We start from the raw sequence: 14,111 nt of genomic DNA, 5'->3' as shown, positions 1-14,111 counted from the left end.
TATGTAAGAGTCAAAAAAATAGAACGAGGTGTAAAAAATGGATCATTTAACAGAAAAAATGCTGTCTTCTGAAAAGCTGTTTGGAGGAAGAGTGATTGATTTATACTTAGAAGAAGTAGAGCTTCCAAACGGAAAAACAAGTACGAGAGAAGTAGTTAAGCACCCTGGAGCTGTAGCTGTCATTGCGTTAACAAGCGATCATAAAATGGTTATGGTCAAGCAGTATCGTAGACCGATGGATCGTATTTTAGTTGAAATTCCAGCGGGCAAGCTAGAAAAAGGAGAAGAGCCGATTGTGACGGCAAAACGTGAGTTAGAAGAAGAAACTGGTTATACAACGGATTCACTTAGTCATATTATTTCTTTTTATACATCACCAGGTTTTGCGGATGAGTTGGTTCACCTTTATTTAGCGGAAGATTTAAAAGTGATGACTACCAAAGCGGAATTAGACGAAGATGAATTTGTTGAAGTGATGGAAGTTACTGTAGATGAGGCTCTTACTCTTATTCAAAACAAGGAAATTTATGATGCAAAAACAGCATATGCTGTGCAATACTTACAGTTAAAAAGCGGGTTAGGAGAGTAAGAGAGTTATTTCTTTCACATACGAACGGTAATCTAGCAATTTTGAAGTTTATATTAAAATTTTGTTCACTTCTAACTCTTTTAAAAAATGTAGTGCCAATCGACTGTGAGTCCAAAGCAGATGGACTAGTAAGCTGAATAGAAAAGGAGGCTGGGACAAACGTATTTTAGTCAAAGGAAGATCTGAACGATGAATAGAGACTCTTAATTGAGAATTCAACTCGTTCGGATTTTTTCATGGTGATGGTGAACGTAGATTTCATGCATGTAGTTGCTTCTAGCTGTGGATTGGAGGGCAAGGCGAAGACTCCTATGGGAGAAGCGGAATCAGTGAGAACCCGCAGGAGCGTAAGCGACGAAGAGGCTCATCGGCCGCCCGCGGAAAGCGAAGTCTTGCACGGAAATCAACAGAGGTGTAACAAGCGACCATACTAGCTCATTTATCCTATTTGTTCGTCTTTAGATTGGATTGATTTCGTTATGTCTCAACCTCTTTTTTTATGTGATAGATTTAAAAGATTCTTGGCATAGTTTTTGTACTCTATCATACACTCTATTAAGCGATTAATAGGAGGAAGACGATGAGAAAAAAACAATTGCCATTATCGTATGCAAGACATTTTCAAGAAAACAGTTCCATTTATTTATTTGTGACTGTGCTGTTTTTAATGGGAATCATTTTTGGGGCTATTGTTGTAAATAGTTTGACGCTTGATCAAAAAGAAGACCTGTACTTTTATTTAAACCGGTTTTTCGGACAGGTGAAGAGTGGAGAAGTAGCAAGCAGCGTTGAAATGTTTCAGCAGAGTTTTTTTCACAATGTTAAATACTTGGGACTCATTTGGATATTAGGAATTGCAATTATTGGTTTGCCCGTAGTGTTGATTTTGTTGTTTTTAAAAGGAATGGTGATAGGCTTTACCGTAGGATTTTTAGTCAATCAAATGGGACTTTCCGGTTTTGTACTATCTTTTGTATCTGTTATGCCGCAAAATATCTTTCTCATACCGGCATTTTTGATTCTTTCTGCAGCTTCAGTTGCATTTTCTTTGAAGCTGGTGCGGCAGCAGTTTTTTAAAAAAGCAGCGGAGCCTATTTCCGCATCCTTTTTACGCTATAGCGGCACGATGATTGCAATGATTTGTTTGATTGCCTGTGCAGCTACGGTTGAAGCTTATGTATCACCTACTTTAATGAAAAGTGTAATGGCTCTATTAAATAAGTAAGAATAAGTATTAAATAAAAAGAATTCTTTTTTCTTATTAATAATAACTTTATTTTGACACCCTCGACACATCTGATATAATGGATTAGTGAATGGCGAGGGAGGGAATAATTATGGAAAGTCGAATTGAGCGAATTAAGCAGCAGTTGCACTCAGCTAGCTATAAATTGACACCTCAACGTGAGGCGACTGTAAGAGTACTTCTTGAACATGAAGAGGATCATTTAAGTGCCGAAGATGTATATCTCCTCGTCAAGGAAAAGTCTCCGGAAATTGGATTGGCAACTGTTTATCGTACGTTAGAATTGTTAACTGAACTTAAAATTGTTGATAAAATAAACTTTGGCGATGGCGTTTCTCGCTACGATTTAAGACAAGAAGGAGCCGCACATTTTCATCATCACCTTGTGTGTATGGAATGTGGATCTGTGGACGAAATTCAAGAAGATTTGCTTGAAGACGTTGAAGAAATTGTGGAAAAGCAATGGAATTTTAAAATTAAAGATCACCGCTTGACGTTTCATGGCATTTGCCATCGCTGTCAGGATAAAGAAGACAAGCAGTAAAAGCCTTTTCCATAATGGAGAAGGTTTTTTGTTGTACATAATCATAGAAGGTAATGAAATGACGAGGTTATAAGCTATATGGTTTTATAGAAAGGAAATGACCAGGAGAGAACTCAGCGTATAAAGGGAAGAAACATGTATAAAACCTGTCCCAGTTGGCATATCTTCTAATAGAATTAAAAATTGGAGGAATTGTTTCATGAAATCATGGGTTGAAATGGTATATAATACATGTAAAGTATTTATCTTATTTACCGGGTTTACTCTTTTATTTTATTTTGGAATGATATGGGTATCTCAAGAGTATCAAAATTATAAACGTTACGATGAGCCGTCGGGTTCAGCTGTTAAGGTCATGCAAGCAAGTGTGAACAAAGATCAGACGTGGCTAGAGCGTTTATTTATGTTTTATCAAAACGGGGAGTAGAGGCTATTGAATGATCAAATTCAAGATTTTATTCATTACTTAGTAGTAGAGCGGGGACTGGCGAAAAATACGATTGATTCATATGAACGAGATTTAAAAAAATATGCTCAATATTTGGAGCATGTAGAGCAGCTGAAATCATTTAATGAAGTAACAAGGCTCCACATAGTTAATTTTCTGAAATATTTAAGTGATCAGCAAAAGTCGTCTAAAACGATTGCGAGACATGTGGCTTCAACTAGATCTTTTCATCAATTTTTACTAAGGGAAAAAGCAGCGGATACAGATCCGTCCGTTCATATTGATACTCCGCAGCTTGAGCGTAAGCTGCCAAAAGTGTTAAACGCTGAGGAAGTAGAGGCGCTGTTAAATGTGTTTGATACTTCTACGCCTTTTGGCATACGGGATAAAGCGATGCTTGAATTGCTTTACGCTACTGGAATTCGTGTGTCTGAACTTGTCAACTTGAATATCGATGATGCACATTTGACGATGGGATTTATTCGCTGTATCGGAAAAGGGAACAAAGAAAGAATTGTCCCTATCGGAAGGCTAGCAACAGAGGCTATTGAAGAGTATTTACAGCATAGCCGAAGTATTTTAACAAAGCAAAAGGAGCAGGACAAAGCACTCTTTGTTAATCATCACGGAAGGCGCTTAACAAGACAGGGTTTTTGGAAAATATTAAAAAAGCTAGCTTCTGAAGCAAAAATTGAAAAAGAATTAACTCCTCATACTTTAAGGCATTCGTTTGCTACTCATTTGTTAGAGAACGGCGCAGACTTGAGAGCGGTTCAAGAAATGCTCGGGCACGCGGATATTTCGACCACTCAAATTTATACACATGTCACAAAAGCTCGTTTAAAAGATGTATACAATCAGTTTCATCCGCGAGCATAGGAAGATTCCAATGTCCAATGAGCTCATAGACATTGGTTTTTTTGATTGAAAACACTTTCATTCCTGTGTACAAAAAAATAAAAAGCGTCTATACTAATAGAGAGGTCAGACTTCTGACCAATAAGAGAAGATGGTTAAAATATTTCCAAACGGGAATTTTATAGAGAATAAATGATATTTGGAGGGAATAAAATGGCGCATACATATAAACGCGTATTTTTAATTGTCATGGATTCAGTAGGTATCGGTGAATCACCGGATGCTGAAAAATACAATGATAAAGGTGCTGATACGCTTGGTCATATTGCAGAGCACTGCAACGGTCTTCATATGCCTAATATGGCTAAGCTGGGTCTAAGCAATATCCGTGAAATTAAAGGAATTGACAAAGCCGAAAAACCGTTAGCTTACTATACAAAAATGCAGGAAGCTTCCGCAGGAAAAGATACGATGACAGGACACTGGGAAATCATGGGACTTAATATTGATACGCCTTTTAATGTGTTTCCAGACGGATTTCCAGAAGAACTAATTTCACAATTAGAAGAGAAAACAGGTCGAAAAATTATTGGGAACAAACCGGCGTCTGGTACAGAAATTTTGGATGAGCTAGGAAAACAGCATATGGAAACAGGTGACTTAATCGTGTATACATCAGCGGATTCTGTTTTGCAAATTGCTGCTCATGAAGAAATTGTTCTGATTGATGAATTGTACAAAATTTGTGAGATTGCCCGTGAATTAACGCTCGATGATCCATACATGATTGGACGTGTTATCGCTCGCCCGTTTTTAGGGGAACCAGGTAACTTCACGCGTACATCTAATCGTCATGACTATGCATTAAAGCCTTTTGGCCGCACCGTAATGAATGAATTAAAAGACAACGGCATCGATGTTATTGCTATTGGTAAAATTTCCGATATTTACGACGGGGAAGGGGTAACGAAATCTCTTCGTACCAAATCGAATATGGATGGCATGGATAAGCTGGTTGATACCTTAAACATGGACTTCACAGGCTTAAGCTTCTTAAATTTAGTTGATTTTGATGCTCTTTATGGTCATCGCCGCGATCCGCAAGGATATGGGCAAGCACTTGAAGAATATGATGCACGCTTAGAAGAAGTATTTGATTTATTAAAAGAAGATGATTTATTGATTGTTACAGCGGATCATGGAAATGACCCTGTTCATCATGGGACAGATCATACGCGTGAATACGTGCCGCTTCTTGTATACAGTAAAGGCATGCAAGAAGGAAAAGAACTTTCTATTCGTCAAACTTTTGCCGATATTGGTGCAACGGTAGCAGAAAATTTTGGCGTGGCAATGCCTAAGCATGGAAAAAGTTTTTTAAAAGAGCTGAATTAAGCAGGGGGAATGGAGTATGAAAAAAGAATATATTGAAAAAGCAGCAGCATATATTAAAAATCAATCAGCTGTTACACCAACAATTGGGCTTATTTTAGGTTCCGGTCTAGGTGTATTAGCCGACGAAATTGAAGACGCGGTAAAAATTCCGTACAACGAAATTCCTGAGTTTCCAGTTTCAACAGTTGAAGGTCACGCTGGTCAATTAGTAATCGGCACCATTCATGACGTACCGGTTGTAGCTATGCAAGGACGTTTTCACTTCTATGAAGGATATACGCTTGATAAAGTAACGTTTCCAGTGCGCGTAATGAAAGAAATCGGTGTAGAAACGCTGATTGTAACAAATGCAGCAGGCGGAGTGAACGAATCCTTTCATCCGGGAGACTTAATGATTATTTCTGATCATATTAATAATTTTGGAACAAACCCTTTAATTGGACCTAATGACTCTGACTTTGGAGTAAGGTTCCCGGATATGTCAACAGCTTACTGCAAGGATCTTCGTCAATTAGCGAAGAAAGTAGGAGCTGATTTAAATATCGCCTTGCAAGAAGGCGTATATGTAGGAAATACAGGTCCAACATATGAAACGCCTGCTGAAGTACGCATGCTTCGCATTATTGGGGGAGACGCGGTTGGTATGTCTACAGTACCAGAAGTTATTGTGGCACGCCATGCAGGTATGAAAGTACTGGGTATTTCTTGTATTTCTAATATGGCAGCTGGTATTTTAGATCAGCCGTTAAATCATGAAGAAGTAATTGAAACGACTGAAAAAGTAAAACAGCAGTTTTTATCGCTTGTAAAAGAAGTGGTAAAGCAACTTCCAGTTTATCAAAAATAATAAGAAAATATGACTTCAAGCATCGAGAATTTCTCGATGCTTTTTTTATTTCGTTTAGTATAAATCGATTATACCTTGGAAAAAATAGGTTGTATAAAGAATGGAGGTTTGTGGAGATGAAGCGAACTATTGTAAAGTTACTCGTTGTCATATTTTTATTTCCACTTATGACGCAACCTGCTTTAGCCGCAGAAAAAAAGAGTTCCGAGCTTGCTGATAGTGCTAGGTCAGCTATTTTAATTGAACGGGATACAGGAAAAATTCTATACGAAAAAAATAGTAATCAAGAACTTCCCCCTGCCAGTATGACCAAAATCATGACAATGATTTTAATTATGGAAGCTTTGGACAAAGGGAAAATTACCTTAAAGGATAAAGTGCGAGCAAGCGAATACGCCGCTTCAATGGGAGGCTCACAAATCTTTTTAGAGCCCGGAGAAGAAATGACGGTAAATGATCTGTTAAAAGGGATTGCGATAGGTTCTGGTAACGATGCTTCTATGGCAATGGCTGAACATTTAGCTGGATCAGAAGAAAAATTTGTAGCAAAGATGAACCAAAAAGCGAAAGAGCTTGGTTTGACTCATACAAAATTTCAGAATCCGACAGGTCTGCCAGTAGAAAATCACTATAGTACGGCTCATGATATGGCAATGATGGGCAGAGAGCTACTAAAGTATGAAAAAATTATTAACTATACAAGTAAATATGAAGCTTATTTACGCACGGATACAGACAAGAAGTTTTGGTTAGTGAATACAAACCGTTTAGTGAAGTTTTATCCCGGCGTTGACGGTCTCAAAACAGGATTTACAGGTCAGGCCAAGTATTGCCTAACAGCTACCGCTAAAAAAGGAAATATGCGTGTGTTAGCTGTTGTATTCGGTGCAAACACGCCAAAAGACCGCAATAATCAAGTAACTAAAATGTTAGACTACGCATTCAGTCAATATACAACGAAGCCTTTATACAAAAAAGGAGACGTTATTACCAAGATAGATGTAAATAAGGGAAGCAAAGATCAGGTAACAGCTGTTACGTCTGAGCCTATTTCTGTTTTGTTGAAAAAAGGAAATGCAGCTAAAGGTGTTAAAACAGAAGTAAAAATGAATGGGAAGCTAAGTGCTCCTATTCAAAAAGGCGACAAAGTTGGAACGTTGATCATTAAGAAGGGTAACAAAGTAGTTAGTTCTTCACCGCTTCTTGCCAAAGAAGATATCGATGCTGCTTCTTGGTGGAAGCTATTTAAACGTACATTCTCTATTTTCTCTCAAACATCTTAAACAGCTAAATGTGACGAAATAGAACTAGTTTTGTCGGTGAGAAGGATTCTATTCTGTCGGCAGCGAAAGACTGACTATAAGATTTCCGAGGAGGTTTGTATAGTGAGTCTTTCAATTGAATTGGAATTCAAACAAGATGTCTTGTTGGTTCGATTAACAGGAGAATTAGATCATCATACAGCAGAAGAACTAAGAAGCAAAATCACTGAAGCGATAGAGAAGGAATCCATCAGCCATTTAATTTTAAATCTACAGCATTTATCCTTTATGGACAGCTCTGGCTTAGGAGTTATTCTAGGAAGGTACAAACAGGTTCATAATAACGGCGGGGAAATGGTTGTGTGCGCGATTTCTCCTGCCGTCGAACGTTTATTTAATATGTCAGGGCTATTTAAAATTATTCGTTTTGAACCTAATGAAAAAAACGCGCTTCAAAAATTGGGGGTGGCATAATGAAAAACCAAATGAACCTCCAATTTTCCGCGCTTAGTCAAAATGAATCGTTTGCCCGCGTCACAGTAGCATCATTTATTACGCAGCTAGATCCAACGATGGATGAGTTAACAGAAATTAAAACAGTTGTATCTGAAGCAGTAACAAATGCTATTATTCACGGCTATGAAAGCAATCCTGATGGTGTGGTATATATTTCTGTAACGCTTCATGAAGACGGCGTAGTCGAGCTGATGATTCGTGATGAAGGAATCGGTATCGATAATGTAGATGAAGCAAAGCAGCCTTTATATACAACAAAACCAGACCTTGAACGTTCTGGAATGGGTTTTACCATAATGGAAAACTTTATGGACGAAATTCGAGTGGAATCTACTGTATTAGAAGGTACGACCCTATATTTAAAAAAGCAATTAACAAATAGTAAAGCGCTATGTAATTAAGGAGACTTGCCAATGGATGTGGAGGTCAAAAAAAATAAAAACGAACCGTATTTAAAGGATCATGAAGTTAAAGACCTCATCAAGCGCAGTCAGCAAGGTGATCAAATTGCACGAGATACAATCGTTCAAAAAAATATGCGGCTCGTTTGGTCGGTTGTCCAACGTTTTATTAATCGTGGTTACGAGCCCGATGATTTATTTCAAATTGGATGTATAGGTTTATTAAAGTCTGTTGATAAATTTGACTTATCGTATGATGTTAAATTTTCAACATATGCTGTTCCGATGATTATTGGTGAAATTCAGCGATTTATTCGTGATGATGGAACAGTAAAGGTCAGTCGTTCTCTGAAAGAAATGAGCAATAAAATACGTAAAGCAAAAGACGAGCTTTCCAAATTACTTGGACGCGTCCCTACAGTTGCTGAGGTTGCAGAACATTTGGATCTTACTCCTGAAGAAGTAGTGCTAGCTCAAGAAGCTAATCGTGCTCCTTCGTCTATTCACGAGACCGTCTATGAAAATGATGGAGATCCGATTACCCTTCTTGACCAAATTGCTGATCATACGGAAGCGAAGTGGTTTGATAAAATTGCCTTAAAAGAGGCAATTGAAGAACTTGATGAGCGTGAAAAGCTTATTGTCTACTTGAGGTATTACAAAGATCAAACTCAGTCTGAAGTTGCTGCAAGGCTGGGAATTTCCCAGGTTCAGGTATCGAGACTCGAGAAGAAAATTCTAAAACAAATGAAGCTGCACATGAATGATACGTAATCGTTAAGAAGCAATCCGTTTTACTATTCAAAGAAGAATAGCGAAACGGATTGCTTTTTTTATTTGGTAATTAATGGTCTGCTCAGAAACATGAATTAGAAAATTTAAGAAAATCCATACTACACGTACAGGGAGATAATGAATCGTAAGGTGTGATATGAATGGAAAACGTTCTTTATCTTAAAATGAGGCATCGTATTCAAGTGAAACCTGACGAGGCTGTAAATATTGGACAATTAGCAATGGTTATAGCAGGAGATTCTGTTCAAAAGCAAATTGAAAAGCTAGTTGTATATCAAGTAAGTTTGAGTGATCGAAATATTATCATTGTTGATTTAATGAAGGTGATTGAAAAAGTTGCTTCTCAGTATCCGCATTTAGACATTCAGACGATTGGACCCGCTCAAACGATTGTAGAAGTTGTGTATAACAAAAAGCAATATTCCTTTTTATTTTTTTTAGCTGTTTGGTTTCTTCTCTTCATTGGATCCGCTTTAGCGATTATGAACTTTCATGAAGATGTGAGTATGAGGCAAGTACATCAAAAATTGTTCTATATGCTAACCGGTCTAAGAGATAAGCAGCCTTTGCTGATTCAAGTACCCTACTCTGTTGGTTTAGGTTTGGGAATGATTCTGTTTTTTAACCACGTCTTCAGAAAACGAATTAATGAAGAGCCTAGTCCTCTCGAAGTCGAAATGTTTAATTACCAGCAAGACTTAGATCAATACGTCATTATGAACGAGAACAAAGAAAGTATGAAAAAAATTGATGATCATTAACATTGTGATGACCATTGTGATTGGACTCTCGGGAGGACTGGCAGCAGGTGCTGGATTTGTAGCATTTCTAACGGTACTTGGCATTATTCCGCGTTTGATGCAGTTGACCAAAACCATGAAATATATTCAAGCATATGAATGGGGAGTGGTTGGTGGTGCTGTTACAGGCGGGTGGTGCAGTCTTCATCAATACACGTGGCAGTTTCCGGCGGTGCTTATTATGATTATAGGTCTAACGAGCGGTATTTTTATTGGAATGCTGGCAGCAGCGTTAACAGAAGTGCTTAATGTATTGCCAACGTTAACGAAACGAATAGGAATGGAAGGCAAGCTCATTTTATTGTTGATGGCCATTGTACTGGGCAAAGTATGCGGATCATTATTTCATTGGATATATTTTGTTAATCAATAAGAAAAGGATGTATGTAACATGGCAAATAATCAAAAATTAAAAGATAACTATCAAGAAAGCATAAAACCATTTCAGCCTAAGCCTTCATATTTTGCAAATTGCATAAAAGCCTTTTTGGTAGGGGGAATCATTTGTACATTAGGACAGGCAATTCAGAATTTCTATATTACATTTTTCGACTTTAACGAAAAAAATGCAGGTAATCCTACCGTTGCAACACTTATTTTAATATCTGCGCTCTTAACTGGATTTGGGATATATGATCGTATTGGTCAATTCGCAGGTGCAGGTTCAGCCGTCCCTGTTACGGGTTTTGCCAATTCCATGACGAGTGCAGCGCTCGAACATCGAAGTGAAGGAATTGTTCTGGGAGTTGCGACGAATATGTTCAAGCTAGCTGGAAACGTAATCGTATTTGGAACGGTTTCGGCTTACATTGTAGGAATCATTCGCTACCTTTTTAACACTTATTTGCTATGAAAAGAGGGGGATTATGAGAAAAACTGGAAAGCAAACGTGGGTTTATGAAAATTCTATTTATATTAAGGCCACAGGAACAGCGGTAGGGCCAAAAGAAGCAGATGGACCTTTAGGAGATACATTTGATATTACACATAAAGATTTGCACTGTGAAGAAGACAACTGGGAGCTAGCTGAAAGAAGGCTGATGACGGAATCTATTGATTCCTGCTTGCAAAAAGTAAATTTATCATATGAAGACGTTGATTTATTTTTGGCTGGAGATTTATTAAATCAAAACGTAACGGCTAATTTTGTAGCTAGGCATAATCAAATTCCATTTCTATGTATGTTTGGAGCTTGCTCCACATCCATGGAAACGTTGGCAACAGGAGCAGCGCTTGTGGATGCAGGCTTTGCTAATCGTGTAATTGCCTCAGCGAGCAGTCATAACGCAACGGCTGAACGCCAATTTCGGAATCCTACCGAGTACGGAGGTCAAAAACCAGATACAGCAACGGCAACCATTACGGGAGCAGGAGCAGCGCTTGTTTCGAAAGAAAAAGGTATTGTGCGTCTGACGTCTGCCACGATTGGCCGGGTGATGGATTATGGGATTAAAAACGCAAACGACATGGGTTCTGCTATGGCACCAGCTGCTGCAGATACGATTCAAAGGCATTTGGAAGACTTAAACATCTCTCCAAACGAGTATGATCTTATTTTAACAGGAGATTTATCTGGTGTAGGAAGTCCGATTTTAAAACAGCTGCTAAAAGATGAAGGCTACGATATATCAACCAATCATAATGATTGCGGGTTAATGGTATACCGCCCTGATCAAAATGTATTTGCAGGAGGAAGCGGCTGCGGCTGCTCGGCTATTGTGACGTATGGTCATATTTTAAATGAATTAAAATCCGGAAACTTAAAGAAAGTGTTTATGGTGGCAACAGGAGCTCTTTTAAGTCCAACGATGATTCAGCAAAAAGAGTCAATTCCAACAATTGCTCATGGCGTCGTCTTAGAACATATTGGGGAGGGATGATCAATGGAGTATGTAATAGCTTTTGTTGTCGGAGGAATCATTTGTATTATTGGGCAGCTGCTGCTTGATCTTGCTAAGCTCACTCCGGCGCACGTCATGAGTTCGTTTGTAGTTGCAGGAGCGATTTTAGATGGGTTTGGTATTTATGATAAGTTAATTGAATTTGCTGGCGCCGGAGCGACGGTTCCGATTACAAGCTTTGGTCATTCTTTGTTGCACGGAGCGATGAAGCAAGCAGATGACCATGGATTTATTGGGATTGGAATTGGGATTTTTGAACTTACCTCGGCTGGTATTTCAGCAGCTATTTTATTTGCTTTTATTATCGCGTTAATCTTTAAACCGAAAGGATAAAAGATTATGAAAAAAAGAAGGGTCATTATTGTAACCGATGGCGATGAATATGCACGTAAAGCAATTGAGCATGTAGCTAATTCGGTTGGTGGCAGATGCATTTCGAGATCATCCGGAAACCCTACTGTGTTAACAGGTAGTCAAACGGTAGATTTAATCCTTGAAGCACCATATGATCCCGTCTTTGTGATGTTCGACGATAGCGGTTTCTTAGAGGAAGGACCAGGGGAAATTGCTTTGCTGTACGTAGCAAAGCACCCTCAAGTAGAAGTTCTTGGCGTGATCGCGGTTGCATCGCGTACTCATCAAAGCGAATGGACAAGAGTGGACGTGACCATCGATCGTTTTGGAGAAATATCGCATTACGGTGTGGATAAAAGCGGAATTCAAGAGTTAGAAGTAGGACGAATTAATGGAGATACAGTTTACTGCTTGGACCAGCTCGATATTCCCTTAGTTGTAGGAATAGGGGATATTGGCAAAATGGCCAGGATGGATGATGTTAAACGGGGATGTCCTGTTACAGAAAAAGCAGCAAAACTTATTTTAGAAAGGAGCGGTTCGTTTGGGTAAGCTAGCAGAGCAGAAAACAGCTATTTTTTCAAAAGTGCAAAAAAATGATCAGTGGTTCAAAGAAAATGCTAGTATGAACACAAGTTTTGATGTGGGCGTGCGCAAGCTACTTATTTTAGATCGAGAAGTTCATGTTTACTATGTAACAGGGCTGTGCGATAGTTCATTTATTATTGAGATTACAAAAGTGCTCGTTCAAATTAATGATAATGAAGTTGAACGAGCAAAGCTAAAAGATATTGTGGAAAACCGTCTTATTCATCAGCAAGTAAAGCCTTTAAAGACGCTAGATGATGGAATGGTTTCGGTTTTATCAGGACTACTATTCGTTTTAATTGACGGTGAAGAAGTTGGCTTTGAAGTCGATGTGCGTACATATCCTGGCAGATCGCCTGAAGAAGCGGATACAGAGAAAGTGATTCGCGGAGCAAGAGATGGATACACGGAAAACATCATTATTAATACAGCGTTAACGAGAAGACGAATTCGTGACGGAAGATTTCGCTTTGAAATTATGAAGGTAGGCGAACGATCGAAACTGGACGTAGCGATTGGGTATATAAAAGGGGTAGCTGATCCAGGACTGGTTAAACTTATAAAAGATGAACTGGAAGCTATTGATGTAGATGGTTTGCCTATGGCTGATAAATCGATTGAAGAGTTTTTAGTCAAACAAGGAATTAACCCTTTTCCGATGGTACGCTATACAGAACGCCCGGATACAGCAGCAGCTCATGTACTAGAAGGGCATGTGATTATTATTACCGATACGTCACCGAGCGTTATTATTACACCAACTACGCTGTTTCATCATGTTCAGCATGCAGAAGAATACAGGCAGTCTCCTTCCGTAGGTACGTTTATCCGATGGATACGGTTTTTAGGAATTCTTGCTTCTCTGTTCCTATTACCGCTATGGCTATTATTTGTACTTGAGCCAGACTTGCTGCCGGCAAAATTGCAATTTATTGGGCCAAACGAAGAAACAAATATTCCGACTGTTGTTCAAATTTTCTTAGCTGATTTTGGGGTTGAGTTTCTGAGGATGGCCGCCATTCATACGCCGACGCCCCTTGCCACGGCGATGGGTTTGATTGCCGCAGCGCTTATCGGGCAAATTGCGATTGATGTAGGTCTTTTTGTTCCGGAGGTTATTTTGTATGTAGCTATTGCAGCTATTGGTTCATTTTCAACGCCAAGCTATGAGTTAGCAGTGGCAAATAAAATGCTGCGATTGTTTCTATTAATTTGTGTTGCAGCCTTTCATACTCCAGGGTTTCTTATTGCAACAACGGTTATCATTCTCTACATGGCGCGACTAAAATCATTGAATACGCCTTATTTGTGGCCGTTTCTTCCATTTAATCCGCAGGCTTTATGGCAGATTATCATTCGTACGCCGGTTCCTGGAGCAAATCCGCGACCTAGTATTGTGCATCCGCAGGATAAAGATCGCCAGCCAGCGAAACCTTAAACAAAATATGTGGTTGAAACCTGTATGAAGATGTGATAGATTTGTTTTAAATATGGAAAATAATAAATATTTAGACAGTTAGCAGCGAATTGCCGTTAACTGTCTTTTTTACACTATACACAGGAACGG

The 14,111-nt window shown here is 38.8% G+C and carries 18 protein-coding genes; all 18 read left to right on the top strand.

The annotated features are described in order from the left end of the window. The first annotated feature begins 37 nt into the window (after window positions 1-37). The 18 genes from ACLHDF_RS06300 (at window position 38) to ACLHDF_RS06215 (ending at window position 13,982) form a co-directional block, all read left to right on the top strand. Entirely contained in the window at window positions 38-589 is a 552-nt protein-coding gene (locus ACLHDF_RS06300) for an NUDIX hydrolase (RefSeq protein ID WP_013059084.1), read from the top strand. Between the two features lie 580 nt (window positions 590-1,169). After that, window positions 1,170-1,814, top strand: coding sequence for a stage II sporulation protein M (spoIIM, locus tag ACLHDF_RS06295; RefSeq protein WP_413918072.1), 645 nt, complete (start codon window positions 1,170-1,172; stop codon window positions 1,812-1,814). Between the two features lie 112 nt (window positions 1,815-1,926). Continuing rightward, window positions 1,927-2,379: a Fur family transcriptional regulator gene (locus ACLHDF_RS06290; RefSeq protein ID WP_013059082.1), complete on the top strand. Its 453-nt coding sequence runs from the start codon at window positions 1,927-1,929 to the stop codon at window positions 2,377-2,379. Between the two features lie 199 nt (window positions 2,380-2,578). Then, a complete protein-coding gene (locus ACLHDF_RS06285; RefSeq protein ID WP_251391268.1) occupies window positions 2,579-2,806 on the top strand; it encodes a YqzK family protein in 228 nt (75 codons plus the stop codon). A 6-nt stretch (window positions 2,807-2,812) separates the two neighbouring features. Further along, window positions 2,813-3,706 (top strand): site-specific tyrosine recombinase XerD, encoded by an 894-nt coding sequence (gene xerD / locus ACLHDF_RS06280; RefSeq protein ID WP_098804401.1) that lies wholly within the window; start codon window positions 2,813-2,815, stop codon window positions 3,704-3,706. 192 nt (window positions 3,707-3,898) lie between these two features. Beyond that, window positions 3,899-5,080 (top strand): phosphopentomutase, encoded by a 1,182-nt coding sequence (gene deoB, locus ACLHDF_RS06275; protein WP_413918071.1) that lies wholly within the window; start codon window positions 3,899-3,901, stop codon window positions 5,078-5,080. A gap of 16 nt (window positions 5,081-5,096) precedes the next feature. Then, a complete protein-coding gene (locus ACLHDF_RS06270; protein ID WP_413918070.1) occupies window positions 5,097-5,927 on the top strand; it encodes a purine-nucleoside phosphorylase in 831 nt (276 codons plus the stop codon). Between the two features lie 116 nt (window positions 5,928-6,043). After that, a complete protein-coding gene (locus ACLHDF_RS06265) occupies window positions 6,044-7,210 on the top strand; it encodes a D-alanyl-D-alanine carboxypeptidase family protein (RefSeq protein WP_413918069.1) in 1,167 nt (388 codons plus the stop codon). Between the two features lie 102 nt (window positions 7,211-7,312). Further along, a complete protein-coding gene (spoIIAA, locus tag ACLHDF_RS06260; RefSeq protein WP_413918068.1) occupies window positions 7,313-7,663 on the top strand; it encodes an anti-sigma F factor antagonist in 351 nt (116 codons plus the stop codon). Further along, complete coding sequence (gene spoIIAB / locus ACLHDF_RS06255) at window positions 7,663-8,106, top strand: anti-sigma F factor (protein WP_413918067.1); 444 nt, start codon at window positions 7,663-7,665, stop codon at window positions 8,104-8,106. The genes spoIIAA and spoIIAB overlap by 1 nt, the downstream gene beginning before the upstream one ends. A 12-nt stretch (window positions 8,107-8,118) precedes the next feature. Further along, window positions 8,119-8,880 (top strand): RNA polymerase sporulation sigma factor SigF, encoded by a 762-nt coding sequence (gene sigF / locus ACLHDF_RS06250; RefSeq protein WP_013059074.1) that lies wholly within the window; start codon window positions 8,119-8,121, stop codon window positions 8,878-8,880. 161 nt (window positions 8,881-9,041) lie between these two features. Next, on the top strand, window positions 9,042-9,662 hold the full coding sequence (locus ACLHDF_RS06245) for a stage V sporulation protein AA (RefSeq protein ID WP_413918066.1): 621 nt from the start codon (window positions 9,042-9,044) through the stop codon (window positions 9,660-9,662). After that, a complete protein-coding gene (locus tag ACLHDF_RS06240; RefSeq protein ID WP_413918065.1) occupies window positions 9,652-10,074 on the top strand; it encodes a stage V sporulation protein AB in 423 nt (140 codons plus the stop codon). The genes ACLHDF_RS06245 and ACLHDF_RS06240 overlap by 11 nt, the downstream gene beginning before the upstream one ends. 18 nt (window positions 10,075-10,092) lie before the next feature. Further along, complete coding sequence (gene spoVAC / locus ACLHDF_RS06235) at window positions 10,093-10,554, top strand: stage V sporulation protein AC (protein ID WP_413918064.1); 462 nt, start codon at window positions 10,093-10,095, stop codon at window positions 10,552-10,554. A 13-nt stretch (window positions 10,555-10,567) separates the two neighbouring features. Beyond that, window positions 10,568-11,581: a stage V sporulation protein AD gene (spoVAD, locus tag ACLHDF_RS06230; RefSeq protein WP_413918063.1), complete on the top strand. Its 1,014-nt coding sequence runs from the start codon at window positions 10,568-10,570 to the stop codon at window positions 11,579-11,581. Between the two features lie 3 nt (window positions 11,582-11,584). Continuing rightward, window positions 11,585-11,935, top strand: a complete 351-nt coding sequence (spoVAE, locus tag ACLHDF_RS06225; protein ID WP_413918062.1) for a stage V sporulation protein AE — start codon at window positions 11,585-11,587, stop codon at window positions 11,933-11,935. A 6-nt stretch (window positions 11,936-11,941) separates the two neighbouring features. Beyond that, on the top strand, window positions 11,942-12,508 hold the full coding sequence (locus tag ACLHDF_RS06220) for a stage V sporulation protein AE (protein ID WP_413918061.1): 567 nt from the start codon (window positions 11,942-11,944) through the stop codon (window positions 12,506-12,508). Further along, a complete protein-coding gene (locus ACLHDF_RS06215; protein WP_413918060.1) occupies window positions 12,501-13,982 on the top strand; it encodes a spore germination protein in 1,482 nt (493 codons plus the stop codon). The genes ACLHDF_RS06220 and ACLHDF_RS06215 overlap by 8 nt, the downstream gene beginning before the upstream one ends. Window positions 13,983-14,111: the final 129 nt, after the last annotated feature.

The sequence above is a fragment of the Priestia megaterium genome, from assembly GCF_046599315.1.
GTDB lineage: Bacteria > Bacillota > Bacilli > Bacillales > Bacillaceae_H > Priestia > Priestia megaterium_F.
This window is presented reverse-complemented; position numbering and strand designations above follow the sequence as displayed.